Source organism: Shewanella sp. FJAT-51649 (assembly GCF_019457435.1).
GTDB classification, from domain to species: Bacteria; Pseudomonadota; Gammaproteobacteria; order Enterobacterales; family Shewanellaceae; genus Shewanella; species Shewanella mangrovisoli.
Map to the genome: position 1 here is coordinate 4,038,790 of NZ_CP080411.1, position 20,034 is coordinate 4,058,823.

Annotated in this window: 21 protein-coding genes; 8 read left to right on the plus strand and 13 right to left on the minus strand. The window is 48.7% G+C overall.

All coding sequences use genetic code 11. The features are described from left to right. Positions 1–3 precede the first annotated feature (3 nt). Positions 4–723: a dihydromonapterin reductase gene (gene folM, locus K0H59_RS17695; RefSeq protein WP_220053879.1), complete on the minus strand. Its 720-nt coding sequence runs from the start codon at positions 721–723 to the stop codon at positions 4–6. 210 nt (positions 724–933) lie between these two features. Between folM and K0H59_RS17700 the strand changes: the two genes are divergently transcribed. Continuing rightward, positions 934–1,323, plus strand: coding sequence for a thiol-disulfide oxidoreductase DCC family protein (locus tag K0H59_RS17700; protein WP_220053880.1), 390 nt, complete (start codon positions 934–936; stop codon positions 1,321–1,323). Between the two features lie 79 nt (positions 1,324–1,402). Here K0H59_RS17700 and mdh read toward each other — a convergent pair whose 3' ends face one another. After that, on the minus strand, positions 1,403–2,338 hold the full coding sequence (gene mdh, locus K0H59_RS17705; protein WP_011718296.1) for a malate dehydrogenase: 936 nt from the start codon (positions 2,336–2,338) through the stop codon (positions 1,403–1,405). Between the two features lie 290 nt (positions 2,339–2,628). Between mdh and argR the strand changes: the two genes are divergently transcribed. Further along, positions 2,629–3,099 carry a transcriptional regulator ArgR gene (gene argR, locus K0H59_RS17710; protein ID WP_011624073.1) on the plus strand — a complete coding sequence of 157 codons (471 nt, stop codon included), beginning with the start codon at positions 2,629–2,631 and terminating at the stop codon, positions 3,097–3,099. 223 nt (positions 3,100–3,322) lie between these two features. Here argR and K0H59_RS17715 read toward each other — a convergent pair whose 3' ends face one another. Continuing rightward, entirely contained in the window at positions 3,323–3,955 is a 633-nt protein-coding gene (locus K0H59_RS17715; protein ID WP_011718297.1) for an NAD(P)-dependent oxidoreductase, read from the minus strand. A 103-nt stretch (positions 3,956–4,058) separates the two neighbouring features. Here K0H59_RS17715 and K0H59_RS17720 point away from each other — a divergent pair, with 103 nt between their 5' ends. Next, complete coding sequence (locus K0H59_RS17720; protein WP_011718298.1) at positions 4,059–4,961, plus strand: LysR family transcriptional regulator; 903 nt, start codon at positions 4,059–4,061, stop codon at positions 4,959–4,961. A 64-nt stretch (positions 4,962–5,025) separates the two neighbouring features. Here K0H59_RS17720 and K0H59_RS17725 read toward each other — a convergent pair whose 3' ends face one another. The 5 genes from K0H59_RS17725 to K0H59_RS17745 form a co-directional block, all read right to left on the minus strand. Further along, on the minus strand, positions 5,026–5,967 hold the full coding sequence (locus tag K0H59_RS17725; protein WP_011624076.1) for a Dyp-type peroxidase: 942 nt from the start codon (positions 5,965–5,967) through the stop codon (positions 5,026–5,028). 206 nt (positions 5,968–6,173) lie between these two features. Beyond that, on the minus strand, positions 6,174–7,886 hold the full coding sequence (gene ggt / locus K0H59_RS17730; protein WP_220053881.1) for a gamma-glutamyltransferase: 1,713 nt from the start codon (positions 7,884–7,886) through the stop codon (positions 6,174–6,176). 139 nt (positions 7,887–8,025) lie between these two features. Continuing rightward, complete coding sequence (locus K0H59_RS17735; protein ID WP_220053882.1) at positions 8,026–9,075, minus strand: ABC transporter ATP-binding protein; 1,050 nt, start codon at positions 9,073–9,075, stop codon at positions 8,026–8,028. Next, complete coding sequence (locus K0H59_RS17740) at positions 9,072–10,706, minus strand: iron ABC transporter permease (protein WP_220053883.1); 1,635 nt, start codon at positions 10,704–10,706, stop codon at positions 9,072–9,074. Before K0H59_RS17740 ends, K0H59_RS17735 begins: the two co-directional genes overlap by 4 nt. A 77-nt stretch (positions 10,707–10,783) precedes the next feature. Continuing rightward, entirely contained in the window at positions 10,784–11,791 is a 1,008-nt protein-coding gene (locus K0H59_RS17745; protein ID WP_220053884.1) for a Fe(3+) ABC transporter substrate-binding protein, read from the minus strand. Positions 11,792–12,009: 218 nt separating this feature from the next. Between K0H59_RS17745 and K0H59_RS17750 the strand changes: the two genes are divergently transcribed. Then, entirely contained in the window at positions 12,010–12,432 is a 423-nt protein-coding gene (locus K0H59_RS17750) for a hypothetical protein (RefSeq protein ID WP_220053885.1), read from the plus strand. A gap of 6 nt (positions 12,433–12,438) precedes the next feature. Here K0H59_RS17750 and K0H59_RS17755 read toward each other — a convergent pair whose 3' ends face one another. From K0H59_RS17755 to K0H59_RS17765, 3 genes are all read right to left on the minus strand, one after another. Next, positions 12,439–13,035: a glutathione S-transferase gene (locus tag K0H59_RS17755; protein WP_011718305.1), complete on the minus strand. Its 597-nt coding sequence runs from the start codon at positions 13,033–13,035 to the stop codon at positions 12,439–12,441. 70 nt (positions 13,036–13,105) lie between these two features. Then, positions 13,106–13,855: a ferredoxin--NADP reductase gene (locus K0H59_RS17760; RefSeq protein ID WP_220053886.1), complete on the minus strand. Its 750-nt coding sequence runs from the start codon at positions 13,853–13,855 to the stop codon at positions 13,106–13,108. Positions 13,856–13,984: 129 nt separating this feature from the next. Then, on the minus strand, positions 13,985–14,593 hold the full coding sequence (locus K0H59_RS17765) for a DUF5610 domain-containing protein (RefSeq protein WP_220053887.1): 609 nt from the start codon (positions 14,591–14,593) through the stop codon (positions 13,985–13,987). A gap of 170 nt (positions 14,594–14,763) precedes the next feature. On the opposite strand from K0H59_RS17765, the gene K0H59_RS17770 reads away from it, so the two are divergent. From K0H59_RS17770 to K0H59_RS17780, 3 genes are all read left to right on the plus strand, one after another. Next, positions 14,764–15,357, plus strand: coding sequence for a phosphoglycerate mutase family protein (locus tag K0H59_RS17770; protein WP_220053888.1), 594 nt, complete (start codon positions 14,764–14,766; stop codon positions 15,355–15,357). Positions 15,358–15,368: 11 nt separating this feature from the next. Further along, positions 15,369–16,859, plus strand: a complete 1,491-nt coding sequence (locus tag K0H59_RS17775; RefSeq protein WP_220053889.1) for an FMN-binding glutamate synthase family protein — start codon at positions 15,369–15,371, stop codon at positions 16,857–16,859. 144 nt (positions 16,860–17,003) lie between these two features. Continuing rightward, positions 17,004–17,210: a hypothetical protein gene (locus tag K0H59_RS17780; protein ID WP_011718310.1), complete on the plus strand. Its 207-nt coding sequence runs from the start codon at positions 17,004–17,006 to the stop codon at positions 17,208–17,210. Positions 17,211–17,251: 41 nt separating this feature from the next. Here the strand turns inward: K0H59_RS17780 and K0H59_RS17785 are convergent, their stop codons facing one another. Then, positions 17,252–17,509, minus strand: a complete 258-nt coding sequence (locus tag K0H59_RS17785; RefSeq protein ID WP_088210143.1) for a hypothetical protein — start codon at positions 17,507–17,509, stop codon at positions 17,252–17,254. A gap of 82 nt (positions 17,510–17,591) precedes the next feature. Further along, entirely contained in the window at positions 17,592–19,388 is a 1,797-nt protein-coding gene (locus K0H59_RS17790; protein ID WP_220053890.1) for an ABC transporter ATP-binding protein/permease, read from the minus strand. Positions 19,389–19,837: 449 nt separating this feature from the next. On the opposite strand from K0H59_RS17790, the gene K0H59_RS17795 reads away from it, so the two are divergent. Beyond that, positions 19,838–20,014 (plus strand): hypothetical protein, encoded by a 177-nt coding sequence (locus K0H59_RS17795; protein ID WP_011624090.1) that lies wholly within the window; start codon positions 19,838–19,840, stop codon positions 20,012–20,014. Positions 20,015–20,034 lie beyond the last annotated feature (20 nt).

Here is a 20,034-nt window from a genome sequence, read left to right on the forward strand (position 1 = left end):
TTTTTACCTTAAATGCCGCCCACCATCGACATTGTGGCAGCGACCTGTGACGTAGCGGCTCGCCAACAGATAATCCACCAATGCGATAATCTCTTGATTTCCTGCTTCTTTTGGTAAGATAGCCTTAGCCAAGGTCTTTTGCCGATAGGCTTCATCATCGCTCGGATTAAAGAGGATCATCGCCGGAGCAATCGCATTGACTTTGACCTCGGGCGCTAATTGTGCCGCAAAGGATAAGGTTAAGTTATCCAGCGCCGCCTTGCTGGCCGCGTAGGCCATGTGCTTGGCACTGCCCTTTTCGGCCACATAATCGGTGAAATGGATAATATCGCTGGCGCCAATCTCGCCCTCGCCCCCAGCACGCAACTGCGAGGCTAAGGCTAGGTTCATTTGATAGGGTACGCTCGCATGCACCTGCATCATCCGCTGCATGACTTCATGGGCGGCAAGGCTTGGGCTGTTGTCTGGCAGCCAGTCAGAAGCGTTATGGATAATAGCGCGGATTTTGGGGTATTGACTCAATTGCTCAATCAGGGTTTGGAGCTGCGCATTATCGTAAAAATCGCATTGGATTAAGGTCGCGCCTAAAGACTGCAACTCATCGATACTGGGATAATGGCTGCGATAAGTGCCAATCACCTTGTGCCCTTGGGCGAGCAAGTGTTTCGCAAGGGCGTAGCCAATGCGTTTACCCACGCCAGTGATAATAATGGGAGCTGTCATATCCATCCTGTTATTTGCCGAGTACGGGCTTGTGCGTTCAATACAGGGCAAATCTAGTTAGCTAAATCATCAATAAAACAGTGTAATACGCAGAATGTTACTGTCTTTATTGTCTTGCGCCTAATCATAAAGGCATTAAAGGCTGCATGATTTAGATCTAAAATGATGGCGCCCGCGTATACTCGAGGCCAGCTTAATCGAGGAAGCCCTATGGAACTGCGAATTTTTTACGACGGCAATTGCCCTTTATGTCGCGCCGAAATGCGTCAGCTTAAAGCGCGTGACCCCGATGATCGCATCGAACTTGTGGATCTTAATGCCGAGCATTTTGGCGCTCGATTCGGCTATATCGATAAAGAGTATGCCAACACCATTCTTCATGGTGAAACGGCAACGGGGGAGATTTTGCTTGGGCTCGATGTCACCTGCAAAGCTTGGGGATTAACGGGTACGCGCCCTTGGGTGCAGATGCTACGGTTGCCTCTCATTAAACCCGTTGCGGACTGGTGCTACCTGAGGTTCGCCAAGCACAGATACCGCATCTCTTACTTACTGACGGGCAAGGCGCGCTGTGACAATCAATGCCAACTGCCTAAGTAGTTTTGCCCCAAGTAGGGGCTCAATTTTAGCGCATAAAAAACGGAGCCATTAGGCTCCGTTTTTTGATAATCCAGATAGATTACTTAACGAAATCAACGCCTAGTTTGATATCGCCTTTCAGCGTATCTAACATAGAATCACGGGCGTTAGCTTCGAATGCGCTCACTTCACCGTAAGGCAGTACTTTTTCGATACCGTTTTTGCCTAACAGCACTGGTTGAGCGAAGAATTCAGCGTGCTCGCTGCCGCCGTCAACGTAAGCACATTCAACGATGTTAGCTTCGCCTTGCAGACCACGAACCAGAGACATACCGAAACGGCAAGCCGCTTGACCCATAGACAGAGTCGCGCTTCCGCCACCGGCTTTAGCTTCAACCACTTCAGTACCCGCGTTTTGGATACGCTTGGTCAGAGAAGCGACTTCTTCATCAGAGAAAGTCACGCCTTCAACTTGAGACAGTAATGGCAGAATGGTCACGCCGCTGTGGCCGCCGATGACGTTCACTTTAACGTCAGCAACGTTTAAGCCTTTTAATTCAGCGATGAAAGTTTCAGAACGGATAACGTCCAGAGTCGTCACACCGAACAGACGGTTCTTGTCGTAAACACCGGCTTTCTTCAACACTTCTGCTGCGATAGCAACAGTAGTGTTTACTGGGTTAGTGATGATACCCACTAAGGCTTTAGGGCAAGTTACTGCCACTTTTTCGATCAGGTTACGAACGATACCTGCGTTGATGTTGAACAGATCTGAACGATCCATACCAGGCTTACGCGCAACACCAGCAGAAATTAGAACAACGTCAGCACCTTCCAGTGCAGGCGTTGGATCTTCACCAGCAAAACCTTTGATTTCTACCGCAGTAGGGATGTGGCTCAAGTCAACCGCAACACCCGGAGTAACCGGTGCGATATCGTATAGAGACAGTTTAGAACCCGCAGGTAATTGAGTTTTTAACAGTAGGGCGAGAGCCTGGCCGATACCACCAGCAGCACCAAGTACAGCAACTTTCATAGTTATCTCCGTTATTTCTCGGATATGTGTGACATGGATCTAATTTCCGTTGGCGTCACATTACTGGAATGTCACGTTAATTTCAATTATCCCTTAGTCGTGGAGACAAAGTTTTAGCGAAACTGAGCATTCCAATGTTGAATATTTACTCTAGTTCAATATCAATACCGACAACACGGCTATCTAGCCATCCGTGAATTGCATTTTTATTCAGTCATAATGGTTATTTGTTGACACTTTGACCAAAACTATTCAAAATACGCCTGTTTTTTTGAATAAAGAATAAGACTATGCAAACGACCAAGAATCAGGATGACCTTGTTAGAATTTTTAAGGCGATTTTAAAAGAGGAGCGCTTTGGCTCCCAGAGTGAAATTGTCGCCGCTTTACAAGCAGAAGGCTTTAGCAATATTAACCAATCGAAAGTGTCTCGGATGCTCAGCAAGTTCGGTGCAGTACGCACCCGTAACGCTAAGCAGGAGATGGTTTATTGCTTACCCGCCGAACTAGGCGTGCCTACCGCAGGCAGCCCGTTAAAGAACTTAGTGCTCGATGTTGACCATAACCAAGCCATGATTGTCGTTCGCACCAGCCCTGGCGCCGCGCAATTAATTGCCCGTTTATTGGATTCCATCGGTAAGCCAGAAGGGATTTTGGGGACCATTGCCGGAGACGATACTATCTTTATTTGTCCATCCAGCATCCAAGATATCGCCGATACCTTGGAAACCATCAAATCTTTATTCAACTACGCAGAATAAAAAAACAGGTCAGCTTGCTGACCTGTTCTCTTTTATCTGTACGCTTTTCAGTCCAACATTGCCCTCATTTCAGGGCTAGTGTCCCGATTACGTTACAGCATAAGACCTATCTGTTGGCTTGAATGACGCTTGCTTGGAACAAAGACTCGTCACCCCGAGCTCACAAACCTTAGCTTATTGACCTTAACTCATCGACATTAGTCGTCGACCAGAGTCTATAGCCTTAGTAAGCCACACTGATCCTTTGATTAGGATGCGCCGCGTTTTCCGCTTCATCGAGCATGGCTTTGGCGTAGTCGGCCACTGAAATCTTGCTCTGACCATTCGTATCGGTAAAGAAGCTATCGCCGCCTAAACGGTAAGGACCTTCGCTGGCGCCTGGGTAAATTTCTGCCGCTGGACTGACAAAAGTCCAGTTAACCATAGTATTGGCGGCGCGAAATGCCTTCAATGCCTCACCTTGAGCCAAGGCTTCATCCTTATAGGCAGGCGGGAAGTCTGGACTTGAAACCAAGGTCACTCCCGGTGCCACTTCTAAACTCCCCGCACCACCGACCCAAAGTAGACGTGGCACTTTTGCCTGTGGCAACACGGCTAATAGATTATTGACCGTTTTTGCCACTAAGCCGTGATTCTGCTCGGCGCGCGCACCCACTGCGGCAATCACTAAATCGACACCCGCAAATGTGTCGGCTTCCAATGGCTGAGTCAGGTCAACACTACGCACTTCTGCTGCTGTTTCGCCAAGCTTACTTGGGTCACGCACTAAGGCAACCACTTCATGACCACGGCTCAGCGCCTCGTTAAAAATGGTTCCGCCAATCCAACCTGATGCACCTAATACTGCAATTTTCATTTGATAAGTCTCGCTACTGATTTAAATTGAGACCAGTTTACTTGCGACACTTCACGTGATAAATATCGATAAATGAGCATGATTGTTTCAGATTGAGATACTAATGGATAAAATCGCCGCCATGCGCAGCTTTATCGAAGTGGCCAACTGTGGCAGCTTTACTAAGGCCGCAGAACACCTCGATCTCAGTCGCCTACAGGTATCACGTCATATTCAAGAAATTGAGCAGTGGCTGAGTTTACGTTTATTGCACCGCACGACCCGCAGCGTCAGCCTCACTCTGCAGGGGGAAGAAGCCCTGCAATATTGTCAGCGGGTGCTGAGCGAAGTCGCCGCAATGGAAAGCCGCGCCCATAGTCATAACACCGAATTAGTTGGCAGTATTCGCATCGCTACGCCCGTCGGGCTTGGGCAGCACAGTCTGTTTGATGTGGTCGATCGCTTTATAAAATTGCACCCTAAGGTCAATATTCAGCTGTTAATGTCGGACAGTTTTGCCCAGTTGGTGGATGAGCGGGTGGACGTGGCACTGCGCTATACCGAGCAGCCCGATGAGAATTTGATTGCCCGCAAACTGATGAGCATAGATGCCGTGCTGTGCGCCGCGCCCAGTTACTTGGCTCAAGCCGAGCCGCTAACCGTCCCTAACGATCTACTCAGCCATAATTGCCTTATTCATAGCTCGCAGCAACACTGGCAGCTACTCAAGGAGCAACAGAGTGAGCTGATTAAACCAATGGGGAATCTGATGGCGAATGAAATGGGAGTGCTGGTTAGCGCCGCATTGCGCGGGCATGGCATTGCCTACTTGCCCTGTGACTTAGCTAATCCCTATCTCGCCAGCGGCCAACTGCAAGAAGTGCTCCCCGAATACACGGCGCCAGGGCAAACCCTCTGGGCGGTGTACCTCTCCCGCAGTTATCAACAAGCGCTGGTGCGCGCCTTTATCGATTTTACCGCCCAGCAGTGGCAGCAGGATCTCAGCAAGTGGACGACGGCGAGTTAAGCCCACAAACAAAAACGCACTGAGGCTTTAAGGCTCAGTGCGTTGAGTCGCGGTTTACAAAGGCTTAATTATCGAACTGCATCAAAAAATCTAAGCTTGGGGCGAAGAAAGAAGACCCCGTCAAGGCACTGGTAAAGTGCATCAAGTGATCGTGGTTACCCGCACCATCGCCAAACACCATGCTGTGGAGCATCTTCTCAAAGTGCTCTGGGGTGCGGCAGGTTGAAATAAACATCAGCCCTTGCTCCTTGAGCGAACCGTAAGGCATGCTCTGGCGCAAAATCTCAATCGACTTGCCGTTGTCATCCTTGAGGTTGACCCGCTTGATATGGCTGGTTAATGGCTTATCTTCCGACTCGTATTCGATGTTGTCTTGCTTAGTACGACCGATAATATCTTCTTGCTTTTTAAGCGGTAATCTATGCCATTTACTCAAGTTGTGGGCGTACTTTTGCACGTGAATGTAGCTGCCGCCCTTAAATTCAGGGTCTTCATCCCCAACTAAGGCAACCTCTTGACGATGACGCCCTTTCGGGTTTTCAGTGCCATCGACAAAGCCTGTTAAGTCGCGGCTATCCATAAATCTAAAGCCGCGTTCCTCTTCGACTAACTCGACTAAGTCTTCGAACATTTGGCTAATTTCGTTGGCGACTAAATGCAAAATGTCGTAGCGGTCGCAGCGAATATGCACAAACAGATCGTATTCGATCGCAGGCGCTTCACGGTTGCCCGCTTGCATTGCAGGGAATGGCTTGAGCATTTCGGGGCGAGCATCGGGATAGAGGCTGTCCCAATAGTTGGCACCAATGCCCACAAAACCATTGAATGCGCTGTCGGAGTATTGATCCGTCAACTCATAAATATACTGCGCAACGTTGGCAATACAGGGACGCAATTGCGATTCAACGTTATCGTTGTCGCTCGCATTAAACATCAAATAGACGCTATGTAAGTTTCCCTCTGCACACACACCCAACTGTTCACGCGGCATATTTTGAATATCCATCTGGTTATCACCCTTTTGTCGATTCATTTTCGGCAATATTATCCGCAACTTTACCTGAAAATGACATTAAGTAACGCACAGTTTGTCCGTCTTTGTAATGTAAACACGTTTGTAGACTGGAATATAAAAATTGACGAGGCCATTACGCCTCGTCAATTCGTTTTACGCAAGCTTCGGCGCTCATTACGCCAAAGGCGAATTATGCCTTAGTAACCTGCGGCATAACCATCTTTACGGCTCTCGGAGGCGCCGCGGTAAACGCCCGTTTCGGTATTAAAACCAATGGCTTGATATCCACCAAAATCGCCGAGCCCATCGCGTAGCACATGGCCTTTCTTAATTAGCTCACGGCGAGTTTCAACGGGGAAGCCTGATTCTAAGCTTACATAGCCACCGTCATTCATCACCTCGCCCGTAGGCTCGGTCGAACCTGTGTGCAAAATTCTGGGGGCATCGCCCGCTTCTTGCAAGTTCATTTTAAAATCAATCAGATTAACAATGATCTGCGCGTGCATTTGCGGCTGCGTTGCACCGCCCATCACGCCAAAACTCAACCAAGGTTTACCGTCTTTGGTCACAAAGGCGGGAATAATGGTATGGAAGGGACGCTTACCCGGCGCGTAGGTGTTGAAACGACCTTCGGTGAGATCGAACATCTGCCCGCGATCCTGCAATACAAAGCCGAGATCCGGTGGCGTCATACCCGAGCCCATGCCGCGGTAGTTACTCTGGATCAGCGACACCATATTGCCGTCTTTATCAGCAGTGGTGAGATACACAGTATCCCCATGTTGCAGCGCAGGATTCCCCGCATCGACACTCTTAGCCGCCTTGTTTAAGTCGATAAGTTTGGCGCGATCGTAATTGTATTTTTGCGAAATCAATTCCTTCACTGGCACTTTGTTAAAGGCCATATCGGCATAGAATTTCGCGCGGTCGGCAAAGGCGAGTTTTTTGGCCTCTACAAATAAATGCACGTATTCGGGGCTGTTAAAGCCCATGGCCGCGACATCGAAGGGCTCCATGGTTTTTAAGATCTGTAGTGCAGCAATCCCCTGCCCGTTGGGCGGCAGTTCCCACACATCGTAGCCACGGTAGTTGGCCGATACGGGTTCAACCCAGTCGCTAGTATGGCTGGCGAGGTCTTCATAACTGAGGTAACCGCCTTGCGCCTTCATGTATTTATCTATGCTCTTGGCAATGTCGCCCTTGTAAAAGGCATCGCGGCCGCCTTTGGCAATTTTCTCGTAGGTGTTTGCTAAGGCGGGATTTTTGAAGATTTCCCCTACCGCAGGCATTTTGCCATTGGGCATATAGGTTTCTTTAAAACCGGGGAATTGACCGAGTTTTTTACCACTGCCATTAAGGTAATAGGCAATCAGCTCAGAAACGGGGAAACCTTCGCGGGCATAACGAATCGCTGGGGCTAAATTATCGGCCATCGGCAGTTTGCCGAACTTATCGTGCAGCTCGAACCATCCATCTACCGCACCGGGAACCGACACGGGCAGCGGCCCAAAAGGCGGTAAATAATCTAATCCGAGGGATTTAAGCTTCTCTAGGGTTAAGGATTTGGGGCTACGGCCCGAAGCATTGAGGCCATAGAGCTTGTTATCTTTAGCGCTCCAGACAATGGCAAATAAATCGCCACCAACCCCAGCGCCTGTAGGCTCGACTAAGCCCAGCATGGCATTAGCCGCAATCGCCGCATCCACAGCACTGCCGCCCTGTTTTAACACATCAATCGCCACCTGTGTCGCTAACGGTTGGCTAGTCGCCGCCATCCCATGGGTGGCATACACTTCTGAGCGCGTCGCAAAGGCTTTACCCGTGATCCTATCCATGGCCAACACTCCCGATGACGACATTGCTGTCGCCACTGTGACTAAGGTACAAATTGATTTTATTGTTTTTATCATAATTCCTCCCACTCTGGAGGAATTAAGGTAACAAGGAAGGCTGAAAATATCAGCAATCTAGCGTTTTTTTGCCCAAGTTAAACGTAAGCAAAAATGTCATACTTTATGCTGATACAGTGACATATCCTCTGCGGTCTGCTTAAGATTCAAATAGCACTAAGGAATGCGGCTCAGTGCTTAATCCCACCCGCTGGCCGACATTCAACTGCATGATTTGGCTACGCACTTCGACATAATGGGCGTGGGACGCCGCCTCGACTTTCACCCAGTAATGGCAAAATGCCCCGAGGAAGCGCCGCTCGGTAATCGTCCCCACACCCGCATCATCGGCGCTGAGCGCCAATTGCTGTGGCCGCAAAAACACTTGGCCATTGAAAGCATGGGATTGCGACAAGGGCGTCAGGCTGCGCAACTCGCCAATCGGAGTGGCAACACTATGGCCATCAAGCACTTCGGCAGGTAAGTAGTTGCCACTACCCAGAAAATCCGCCACATAGCGGCTATTAGGCGCAGCGTATAAGTCTTCGGCGCGGCCATGCTGCACTATCACACCTTGGTTAAAAATGGCCAAGGTATCGGCAAAGACGAAGGCCTCGTCCTTACTGTGAGTCACAAATACCGCGCTGACATTACGTTGTTTGAGAATGCTGCGGATCTCCGCCATCATGCTGTGGCGCACTTGGGCATCGATATTCGAAAAAGGCTCATCGAGTAACAGTAATTGCGGCTCATAAGCAAGCGCGCGGGCAATCGACACCCGCTGCTGCTGCCCGCCGGACAACTCATGGGGATAGCGCTTGGCTAAACCTTCGAGTTTCACTAGGGCAAGCATGTCATCCAAGCGCGCCTTGCGCTGCGTAGCCGTTAATTTTGCTACGCCAAAGAGAATATTCTCGGCAACGGTCAAATGGGGAAACAAGGCATAGTCTTGGAAGATCATCCCGATTCCCCGTTGCTCACTCGGCACAAATTGCCCTGCACCGCTGACCGTCTTGCCATTAATTTGGATCTCACCTTGGCTGATAGCCTGCAATCCTGCAACCGCCCTCAGCAAAGTGGTTTTACCGCAGCCACTTGGGCCTAACAACGCGAGGATTTCCCCCTGAGCAAGGGTTAAATCTAAGCCTTTGAGTACCTGTTGGCCCTGATAATCACTATGAACTTGATGAAGATTGAGGGTACTGGTCATCGGCTATCTTGCTCCAAGGAACGGTTTAAATAAATCAGCGGGACTAAACCCACGAGTACAATCACAATGGCGGGCAAGGCGCCATGTTCAAGCTTTTCGTCTGAGACAAACTGGAATACATAAGTGGCGAGATTCTCAAACCCTATGGGCCGCAGCAACAATGCCGCCGGTAATTCTTTCATACTTTCGATAAACACTAGCAGCGCCCCGGCAAATAAGCCCTTAGTGAGCAGCGGCAGATGCACTCTTTGCAATAGTCGTCTTGGGCTTTGCCCTAAGGTCAGGCTCACCATGTCCAGTGAGGGCGAAATGCGTTTATAGCTGGTCTCCACACTGCCAATCGCAATAGCCACAAAGCGCACACAAAAGGCAAAGACTAGCGCGACCGTGCTGCCGGTAAGCAGGAGCCCAGGGCCAGTCATCCCCAACCAATCGGCTACGTCATTAATCGCAAAATCGAGCAGGGTTAACGGCACCAGCACGCCAATCGCCAGCACTGTGCCAGGCAAGGCATAGCCAGTCGAGGCCAAGCGTGATGGCAGCGCATCGCTCGACCTTGGGCTCACGCGGCGAATAAACATCAATATCAATGCAATCGCGCAGCACACTAGGCTAGTAATAAGCGCAAGGCTCAAGCTATTCATGCTCAATTGCCAGAAAATCGGATCCCAGCTCTGCTCAAAATAATCGATGGCATAGGAGAGCAAAATGCCGCTTGGTAGTATAAAGGCTAGCAGTAACAAGGTGATGCAATAACCGAGGGCAAGCAGGGTTTGCATCGGTGATAGCCGATATAAATCGCTGGCTTGAATACGGGACTGTTTTTGGAATAACTGCTGTTTACGGCGAGCAAAACGTTCCATTCCAATCAGACTAAACACTACCAAGAGGATAATGGCCGAGAGCTTAGCCGCCGCAGTCAAATTGCCATAACCCAACCAAGTGTCGTACACGGCTGTGGTCAGGGTGGGTACGGCAAAGTAGTTGACTGTGGCAAAATCCGCCGCGGTCTCCATCGCCACTAAGGCCACGCCCACGGCCAAAGCGGGCCTTGCCATAGGTAAGGATAAACGCCAAAAACTCTGCCACGGCGAGCAGCCCATAATCCTCGAAGCGTGGGCCAAGCTTAGGGATTGCTCCATAAACGCGGTGCGCGCCAACAGATAAATATAGGGAAAGAGCACCAGCGACAACACACACGCCGCGCCACCTAAGGTACGGATATCGGGGAAAAAGTAATCCTGCGGCGAACTCCAACCAAACACTGAGCGAAGCCAGGTTTGCACAGGGCCTGCGTAATCGAGTAAATCGGTATACACGTAGGCGACTATGTAGGCGGGCATGGCCAAGGGTAGCAATAAGGCCCATTGCAGATAACGCCTAGCGACAAACTCACAGCGCGCCATCAACCAAGCGCAGGGCAGTGCCAGCAAGAGTGAGCCAATACTCACCCACAGGATCAACCATAGGCTGTTGGAGATATAGGTGGGTAGTACAGTGGAGAGCAGATGACCAAAGACGGCCTCATCGGGCTGCGCCGCCTGAAGAATTAACGCAAAGAGGGGTAACACCAGTAGCGCGGCTATGGCATAACCAGTAAGCGACCAGCTTCTGGCTAATCCTAAAATCATGTGGATCCTTTAACCTAAGTGCGCCAATTAAGGCGCACTTTTCACTTTTACTATTTCTAGTCGCTATAACCGCTCAACTAGAGATCGAACTGAACTTCGTCTAACAATTTCACTGCCGCTTGGTGGTATTCCGCCAGCTTGAAAATCGGTAATTGATCGGATTTAAACTCACCCCAGGAGGCGACTAAGGTTGAAGGCGCGACATCGGCTTTCACCGGATATTCCATGTTTACTTCGGCATAGGCTTTTTGTGCCACATCCGCAGACAAGAACTCCATCAACTTGATAGCATTGTCTTTATTCGGCGCATGGCGAGTCAGCACCATACCAGACACGTTCACATGGGCACCGCGATCGGCTTGATTCGGGAAGTTAATCGCTACTGCCTCTGCCCAGCTCTTTTGCTCAGGGTCTTGCAGCATATTGCCGTAGTAGTAGCTATTGCCGATGGCGATATCACACAAGCCTTCTTTAACGGCCTTCACCTGCGCCCTATCGTTACCTTGGGGCTTGCGTGCTAAGTTGGTTTTCACACCTTGCAACCAAGTCTTAGTGTCGGCCTCACCGTGGTGGGCGATCATAGACGCGACTAACGCTATATTGTAAGGATGCTTACCACTGCGAGTACAGATCTTGCCTTTGTACTTAGGATCGGCCAGCTCTTCGTAGCTGATGGCTTGTGGGCCGAGGCGATCTTTTGCCGTATAGAGATTACGCACACGCATCGTTAAGGCATACCATTGTCCATCGGGATCGCGGTATTGCGCGGGAATATTGCGATTGAGCTGCTCACTTTTCACGGGAGACGTCAGGTCTTTGTCGACTAATTCGACCAAGCGAGAGAAATCTGAAGTTAACACTAAATCCGCAGGGGATAAACGGCCTTCACGGGCGATACGCTCGGCAATACCGTCTTTTGCAAATACCACATTCACAGCAATGCCAGTTTCATCGGTGAAACGCTTCAGAATAGGCTCAACCAAAAACGCTTGGCGATATGAATAAACCGTTAATTTTTCATCCGCATGTGCAGACTGCGCAACCGACATTAACCCAAGTAAAGCGGCACAAGTTACCCATTTCATTAGCGATTTCTCCTCAAAATGATGACATCAAGCGTGAGTCAATTCTTAAGACTATTAATGATAATAGTTATCAGTTGCGCAAGAGTAATAGATCAAATGAACTAGGGCAATAGTTTGATTAACTTTTTGTTTTTAATGAAATTAAACTTAAAACTGGTGATTATCTCAAACCAAACTAAACTGAACCTTAATTCGCTTAAAATACATGAGGAGGCGTTATGTTAGGCGCGTTACTGCTGCTTGTCGTCGTGATAGCGCTACTCGCGTTTATGGTGCTCAAACGGGGGCCTAAAAAGCGCAAGCATTTTGTCAAACTCATGGATAACGCGAAAAAGAAAAATCAACGGCTTGCAGGACAAGAAAGGCGCTTCCATTGCGTCAGCATCGAAAATGACGGCAGTTGTTGTGAGCAGGTAGATGAGCTCAAAGGAAAACGTTTCCTTTCAAAGGAAGCCCCTGAACTCCCAATGGAAGAATGCACTATGGCCAATTGTCAGTGCCGCTATCAACACTATGATGATAGACGCCAAACGGGTAACGATCGCAGAGTCGATTACGGCATAACAAAGGATCTCTACGGCGCGTTTGGTGAACATAATCGCCGTGAGACCCATAGAGGCCGCCGCTCAACAGACCACTAGTGCCTTTTACGCTGGGCGAGTTTCCACAAACGCGGGGAGATCGCGCATCTCACTAAACCAGAGCGAGGTCGCTGGAGCCACTTTACGCCAATCGAGCTCTGGATGTCTGAAATCCACATAATCTAATAAGCAGATTAAGGCTAATTGCGGTGCCTGAATCGTTGCCTGAGTAATCACACTCTGATGTTCCATTTGCATCAAACCGCGCAGCAGCGCTTGCTCAAAACGTGATGTCCAAAAGGCCGATCTGACCCCTTCTTCTTCACGCATTTGTTCTTGGCGCAATTTTACCGCGCTATCGATCAGGCCTTTGATCATCGAATATTGGCATTGCAATACCCAGTTATTCACTTGGCCGCCAAACATCTGCTGCTCACCTAATTCGGCGTCTAAATAGCGCATAATCACTTCGCTATCGAAGATAGGTACGCCATCGTTGGTGATGAGGCAAGGGATCTGTCCAAGCGGATTAACATCGAGCAGCTCGGCGGTGTTTTCCATCGGGTTGACTAAGACTTCTTCGATATCCTTAATCCCTAAATAACGGATTAATGTGCGAACACAGCGAGCATAGGGTGAAGCGAGGGAGCAGAGCAACTTCATCAAAAAATCCTTCTATATGACTGACATTAAAACGATTAATAAAAATTATTTATCACAAACACTCAATACACTACCAATATTTCTCGACGGTAATTTGTCCCGGTGCGCGGCGTAGGTTTTTAGCTAATCCCTTGTCGAGCAACGCAGCCTGCGCGCCGCTGATCATCCCCGGATTACCACAAATCATCACCTGCGAATCCGCAGCATTGATAGTTAACCCCACTTTACGCTCAATTTCGCCCGAGACGAGACCATCGGGAATACGGCATTGCAGTGCATCGTCGACCTTTTCACGGGTGACGGTTAAACACAGGATAAACTGATCAGGATATTGCGCGGCATAAGCCTTTATTTTATCGAGGTAGGCTAAGTCTTTAGCTTCGCGGACACCATAGACAAGCACGACTTTTTCGAAACGCTGCCAAGGCTCGGCCGTATCTAGCATAGATAAGAATGGCCCCACGGCCGTCCCCGTGGCTAACAACCATAAGTGCCGACCTTGCCCTGCTCCCTTAGGGATCTCATCCAAGGTCATAAAGCCTGTGGCGGTTGGGGTGATCTCAATTTCATCCCCGATGGCAAGATTCTGTAATTGTGGGGATAACAGCCCTTCTTCTACGGCGACAGCCAAGATTTCGGCATAGGGTTTATCGGGGGAATTCACGAGGGAATAGGCTCTAGCGACACGTTTATCATCTTGTACTTGGCTGAGTTTAATAAATTGACCCGGAATAAAGGGCGCCAGTTCGGCCGCTATCCGCAGCGAAAATAATTTATCACTCCAATCAATACGTTCGATAACCCGTCCCCTAGTCCACATAACTCGCCCTCAAGCAAAACGTTAAATAGATCCCTAGCATAGACTGTTATCTGCGCAACAAAAACCCCTTATTGCAAGGGGCTTAAAACAAGGGAAATGGCAACAAGATAGAGTACTAAGCGCGGGACATTATGCGCTAGCCGTTTGCGCCTCATCAGGTTTCTTATTGAAGCTATCCCTAAAGGCCTGCAATCCTTCTTGCACTAAACCATAGGTTTTATCGACGCCATCGGCAATATCCCCTTGCAACACTTTAAGGCCAGACAAAATATCTCGAGCCTCCTTAAAACCATTGTCGATAGCGCCGCCGATAATGCTCATAAAACTGTCGAGCTGCTCATCCAAACTCATATTTGAATTTTGCTGTTGGTGAATGCTAAAAAACTGGGTTGCAAAACTCACAATCCGATCGGCAGTCGCTTCGGGGGAAGTATCGACGTTATTGTCATAGGCGGTTTGAATGGCATTTTCGCCCATCGAAGGGGCTAACTCTTTGTTTATCGCTTCAATTGCCGCGCGATAAAGTAACGCCATGGATTGATCACCGGATTTTAAACTCACATCTTCCTGCGCCGACAGAATCGCCTGATTCATTAACTGCTTACTGGTTTGTTGTGCAGTTTGCTTAGATGCTGCTTCCACATTTTTCGTCTTTTCAGCATTGGCAGGCACGTTTTCGGCATACTTGCGGTGGGACGAAGAAGCGCTCTGTACCTGTGCAGGGTTGTTAATTTCCATGATACAAAATCCATTCAATTTGGGGTGACTCTATTATCGACCAAAATTTGAGCAACTTTAGTATTTTTCTCAATTGCAGTACCATCACAATCTAAGGCAATGATACCCATAATGAATCTATTCGCCTCAGCGTCACACTTGCATGCGCTCATCAGATAAGGATATACGGCATGGCAACTCCCCAATGGCTAGCAGTGGTTACTCACTCCTTGCGAACCATCCGCTTAAATAAACTTCGGCTATCACACACTCTACTGTTAGGCCTGTTACTCTTTACCAGCATAGGACTCAGCCCCATCAATCAAGCTTTTGCCGATAATCGATTGATTATTTTGGTAAGGCATGCCGAAAAAGCCGACGCTCCAGCAGGCGATCCGTCCCTTTCCGATGATGGTCATGCACGTGCCCTCGCGCTGGTTAGCGCCTTGCAAAGGACGCAGATCTCGCAACTGATCGCGACCCAATATCAAAGAACTCAGCAAACCTTGTTGCCTATGTCTTCGGAGCGGCATCTGCCTATTACTGTAGTCGCAGCCGAAAAACCACTCGAAGCCCATATCCAGCAAATCGTTGAACAAGTACATGCCGTGAAAGATAACAGCTTAATCGCGGGGCATTCCAATACCGTCCCACTGATCATCAAGGCTCTTGGCGGCCCAGAAATCCCCACCATAGCTGAAGATGATTACAGCCAGCTGTTTTTACTCTCCATCCATGATGGACAGCCGGCGAGCCTTATCTCCACCCGTTATGGACACGAATAGAGGATAACAAGATGCAAGAATTGAATTGGTTTATGTGGGGACTGGATCTCTTCTCAGGGCTATTTTTAATCCTAGTGGGCTTTGTCGTTCTGGCGATTGTGTATATGTATATCGCCGACAAGCTACAAACCAAACAGGCCGTGCGCCACAACTACCCTGTGATAGGTCGCTTTAGGTATTTATTTGAGAAACAAGGCGAGTTTTTTAGACAATACTTTTTCGCACAGGACAGGGAAGAATTGCCCTTTAACCGCGCCGAGCGAAGCTGGGTATATCGAGCCGCGAAAAACGTCGACAGAACCATCGCCTTTGGCTCGACGCGCCCGCTAGACAGCACAGGCGCCATCATGTTTATGAATACCGCCTTTCCTACTCAAGATGAAGATATCACGCCAATTCTGCCTCAAACCATTGGCCCCCATTGCCGCGAGCCCTACACCACTAAGGCCATTTGCCATATCTCCGCCATGAGCTTCGGCGCCCTGTCACGCCCTGCCGTCACCGCCTTATCCCACGGCGCAGCACAGGCGGGATGTTGGTTAAATACCGGAGAAGGTGGCTTAAGCCCTTACCATTTAAAAGGTGGCTGCGACTTAGTCTTTCAAATTGGTACCGCTAAATACGGTGTACGTAATGAGCACGGCCATTTAGACGATGACAAGCTCAAAGAAATCGCCGCACATCCCGAAGTTAAAATGTTTGAAATCAAAATGAGCCAAGGAGCCAAACCAGGCAAGGGCGGTATCTTGCCGGGGATAAAAGTCACCGAGGAGATAGCCAAAATTCGCGGTATCCCGCAGGGCCATGATTCCATTAGCCCCAATGGCCATATCGAGTTTAAAAATGTGGGCGATATTCTGGATATGATTGCCAGAGTACGTGAGGTCACGGGTAAACCCACCGGCATTAAAGCCGTACTTGGGGACGTGCAATGGCTCGAAGATTTTTGCGATGAAATTGAGCGCCGTGGCGAAGCCTCTGCCCCCGACTTTTTTACCTTAGACAGTGCTGACGGCGGCACGGGCGCCGCCCCTCAACCCTTAATGGATTATGTGGGCTTGCCCCTTAAAGAGAGTTTACCCATATTAGTCAATATCTTAATTCAGCGAGGGCTGCGTAAACGCATTAAAGTGATCGCCTCAGGCAAACTCATAGTACCATCGAGGGTTGCTTGGGCACTGGCCTTGGGTGCAGATTTTATCGCCTCGGCCCGTGGCAATATGTTTGCCCTCGGATGTATTCAAGCGCTGCAATGCAACAAGGATACCTGTCCGACGGGCATCACGACTCACAATAAGAAGTTGCAACAAGGTCTTGATCCTAGAGATAAATCAACGCGGGTCGCTAATTATAACCATAACCTACACCACGATTTAGCCCTGATCGCCCACTCCTGTGGCGTGACAGAGCCTAGGCAACTCAAGCCGTCCCATGTGAGGATTGTGCTCGAGAGTGGCTTGTCGGTTTCGCTGGATAAGTACTATTCCCATATCAATCAATAGTTAACTTGACATTGTATGCATTTTGTACGACTTTCGTCTAAAGTTAATTTAGCAAAAGGTAATTTGAACGCGTATCACAAAAGGGGTAAGATCCGTGATACACGCTTGAGATTAAACAACTGCATATTAAGTTAAGGAAACACTGTGAAAGCAAGCTTTGTAAGCCATATGCCAGACAGTAAAACTGCCAGCACAAGCTGTAAGAGCTGTAATCGCTTGACTGAGATCGAAGGCGAATTAGTGTGTTTTCGTGAAGGCCAAGTGATTCGACTCACTAAAATTGACGAATCGACCACCAAATTCAATCTGTTATGTGAAGGTTGGAAGGCTGGAAAACCAAAGGGAATATAATTTCTTATATTCCCTATTCCCTATTTCGTTTGTCTCATCGCTTAATTCAGGCCACGAACATCCGCGTTATATTCATTAGTTCTACGAATAATCCCTGCTAATTCAAGTTCTTGATTCATTTTTGCTAGCGTTAAACGTCTTGTGGTCACTTTAAGGCCTGCGTTTAACTCTGCGTGAATGCGTTGTAGCGAATCATAATCTACACCGCGCTTTTTAAGGGTTGCCATAATCGCAAACCAATCTGTGCTTACTTTCTCTTCTCTGCCTTCAATATTGACTCTTAATGCCATATTTTCCATGCCAAGCACCTCTTATCGTTATTTGCTTGGATTCGAGTATAGAGAGCCGAACCTGAATAAAAACTGAATTGTCCCAACGCTGTTACACTTCTACCGAAAGCTGTTGTTGCTCATTTTGTATGCGCCACAACTTAGCGTAGAGACCATCCTGAGCCAGTAAAGACTGATGATTCCCCTGCTCGACAATTTCCCCTTGGCTTAAGACCACGATTTGGTCGGCGTCGACTATGGTCGATAACCGATGCGCCACCACTAAACTGGTATGCCCTTTGGCGACCTCGCGCAGTGCCGACAGAATTGCCTGTTCCGAGCGACTATCGAGGGAGGATGTAGCCTCATCAAACACTAACACCGGAGAGCCTTTTAAAATCGCCCGCGCAATGGCCACGCGCTGTTTCTCCCCACCCGAGAGCTTTAAGCCCCGCTCACCCACTTTGGTATCCCAACCTTGGGGGAGCGACGCAATAAAATGCTCTAAATGCGCGAGTTTGATGGCATGGCGCACTTCTTCATCCGTCGCATCAGGACGGCCATAACGAATGTTCTCCACTAAGGAATCATTAAATAACACTGTATCCTGTGGCACTATGGCAATGGCGCGGCGCAATGCATCCTGGGTTAATTGGCGAATATCTTGCCCATCAATCAAAATGCGCCCTTGCTCCACGTCGTAAAAACGAAAGAGCAATTTGATGAGCGTAGATTTACCTGCGCCGCTATCCCCAACCACCGCAACCTTTTTCCCAGCCGCCACCTTAAAGCTGACGTTGCGCAGTATCGGTCTGTCATCGTAGCTGAAACTAACATGCTCAAAACTGAGCTCGCCGCGCTTCGGCTCAAAGTCTAGGGCATCGGGTCTATCGACTATGCGAGGGTGCTTATCGAGCAAACTGAACATCCGCTCGATATTGGCTAGGGCTCCGCGGATTTCACGGTAGACAAATCCCAAAAAGTTGAGCGGCATAAAGAGCTGCATCATAAAGGCATTGATCAGTACAAAGTCACCTAAGGTCATCTCATTATTAGTCACCTTATAGGCGGCTAACGCCATCATCGCCGTCATCGCTAACGCGATAATCAGCGCTTGGCCACCATTGAGAGCAAATAGTGATAAACGATTCTTACGTTTAGCCACTTCCCATTGGTCTAAGGCTTGGTCATATCGATCCGATTCATACTTTTCATTATTAAAATACTTCACGGTTTCATAGTTGAGCAGACTGTCGATGGCGCGGGTGTTGGAGAGTGAGTCGGCCTTGGCCGCATCACGGACGTATTCGGTGCGCCACTCAGTCGCCACCACCGAAAACCAAATGTAGGCCATCACAGAGGTAAAAGTGATAGCGGCAAAGGCAATGCCATAATTAAAAAAGAAAATACCAATAACCATGGCGATTTCTAGCAGGGTCGGCACTATGTTAAACACCATAAAGCGCATCAAGAAGCTCACGCCACTGGTGCCGCGCTCAATATCCCTCGACAAACCGCCCGTGCGCCGCTCTAAGTGAAAATCCAAATCGAGTCGATGCAGGTGGTCGAACACCGCGAGGCCCAATCGGCGAATGGCCCGCTCTGTGACACGGCCAAATAGGGTGTCGCGGATTTCACCCGTGATCACTGTTAATAGCCGCACTGCGCCGTAGGCTAAAACTAAACCGATGGGCACACTCAAGGCCTGCGCGGTTTTATTGGCATCTAAGGTATCGACTAAGTCTTTCAGAATAAAAGGTAAACCCACGCTGGCAAGCTTAGCGACGATAAGGCAAGACATGGCTAGCGCCACCCGCCCCTTGTATTCGAGCAAATAAGGCCAGAGCAACTTAACCACATGCCAATTGAGCTTATCGATGGGACCTTCAAAATACAGTGTTGGGCGCATATGTCTAAACCTTTGCCAAAGTCGCTCAATTGTAGCAGCATGGCGCACGTTAAGGCGAAACCAAACAAGGAAAGTTTGAATAAAATCAATCAGATTTTTCTGACAGACAAAAAGCGGCCCGCTTGGCAAAATATCTCTGGCTTACCGAAATAAAAATGTCATGCTAACGACTTACGCTCAGAGAGTTGGCAAAGCGAATATTAAGGTGAAAAAATTCTGAAACAAGCTTGGCTTTATCAGAACAGTAACCGCTAAAATAGGCCAGAACATCAAGGGTTCGACTGTTGATTATTTTGTCGGTTTTACCCAAAATGTCCCTCGGACTAAAGATTTCAAGCAGCAGGATTTGCAAACATCTGGCCGCAGATCCGTGTGTACAAGCTAGTTCCGCACTCGTTCTGCGATAACATTAAAGATAACTCAAATAAATCAAGATCAAAGGATGCTTTATGTTGGATTCAGCTAAAGTTCAATACCCGCCATTACCACTGATCCAAACTTGGGTGTGGATGATGATCGAATCAGGCAATCCAGAAATTCAGGACAAAGGCAGAAATAACCTGATTGCTGCTTTTGGTAGCTTGGCCAAAGCTAACGAATACTTAGCCGAAATGAGCAAGAAATAATAAAAATAAAGGCGCCGGGA

Coding starts and splice junctions, on each gene's coding strand:
- K0H59_RS17715 (WP_011718297.1), bottom strand. CDS start 3,955: ATGAAAATTGCAGTATTAGGTGCATCAGGTTGGATTGGCGGAACCATT.
- K0H59_RS17765 (WP_220053887.1), bottom strand. CDS start 14,593: ATGGAAATTAACAACCCTGCACAGGTACAGAGCGCTTCTTCGTCCCAC.
- K0H59_RS17725 (WP_011624076.1), bottom strand. CDS start 5,967: ATGGATATTCAAAATATGCCGCGTGAACAGTTGGGTGTGTGTGCAGAG.
- ggt (WP_220053881.1), bottom strand. CDS start 7,886: ATGATAAAAACAATAAAATCAATTTGTACCTTAGTCACAGTGGCGACA.
- K0H59_RS17775 (WP_220053889.1), top strand. CDS start 15,369: ATGCAAGAATTGAATTGGTTTATGTGGGGACTGGATCTCTTCTCAGGG.
- K0H59_RS17790 (WP_220053890.1), bottom strand. CDS start 19,388: ATGCGCCCAACACTGTATTTTGAAGGTCCCATCGATAAGCTCAATTGG.
- K0H59_RS17700 (WP_220053880.1), top strand. CDS start 934: ATGGAACTGCGAATTTTTTACGACGGCAATTGCCCTTTATGTCGCGCC.
- argR (WP_011624073.1), top strand. CDS start 2,629: ATGCAAACGACCAAGAATCAGGATGACCTTGTTAGAATTTTTAAGGCG.
- K0H59_RS17740 (WP_220053883.1), bottom strand. CDS start 10,706: ATGATTTTAGGATTAGCCAGAAGCTGGTCGCTTACTGGTTATGCCATA.
- mdh (WP_011718296.1), bottom strand. CDS start 2,338: ATGAAAGTTGCTGTACTTGGTGCTGCTGGTGGTATCGGCCAGGCTCTC.
- K0H59_RS17770 (WP_220053888.1), top strand. CDS start 14,764: ATGGCAACTCCCCAATGGCTAGCAGTGGTTACTCACTCCTTGCGAACC.
- K0H59_RS17745 (WP_220053884.1), bottom strand. CDS start 11,791: ATGAAATGGGTAACTTGTGCCGCTTTACTTGGGTTAATGTCGGTTGCG.
- folM (WP_220053879.1), bottom strand. CDS start 723: ATGACAGCTCCCATTATTATCACTGGCGTGGGTAAACGCATTGGCTAC.
- K0H59_RS17720 (WP_011718298.1), top strand. CDS start 4,059: ATGGATAAAATCGCCGCCATGCGCAGCTTTATCGAAGTGGCCAACTGT.
- K0H59_RS17755 (WP_011718305.1), bottom strand. CDS start 13,035: ATGAAGTTGCTCTGCTCCCTCGCTTCACCCTATGCTCGCTGTGTTCGC.
- K0H59_RS17785 (WP_088210143.1), bottom strand. CDS start 17,509: ATGGAAAATATGGCATTAAGAGTCAATATTGAAGGCAGAGAAGAGAAA.
- K0H59_RS17735 (WP_220053882.1), bottom strand. CDS start 9,075: ATGACCAGTACCCTCAATCTTCATCAAGTTCATAGTGATTATCAGGGC.
- K0H59_RS17760 (WP_220053886.1), bottom strand. CDS start 13,855: ATGTGGACTAGGGGACGGGTTATCGAACGTATTGATTGGAGTGATAAA.
- K0H59_RS17795 (WP_011624090.1), top strand. CDS start 19,838: ATGTTGGATTCAGCTAAAGTTCAATACCCGCCATTACCACTGATCCAA.
- K0H59_RS17750 (WP_220053885.1), top strand. CDS start 12,010: ATGTTAGGCGCGTTACTGCTGCTTGTCGTCGTGATAGCGCTACTCGCG.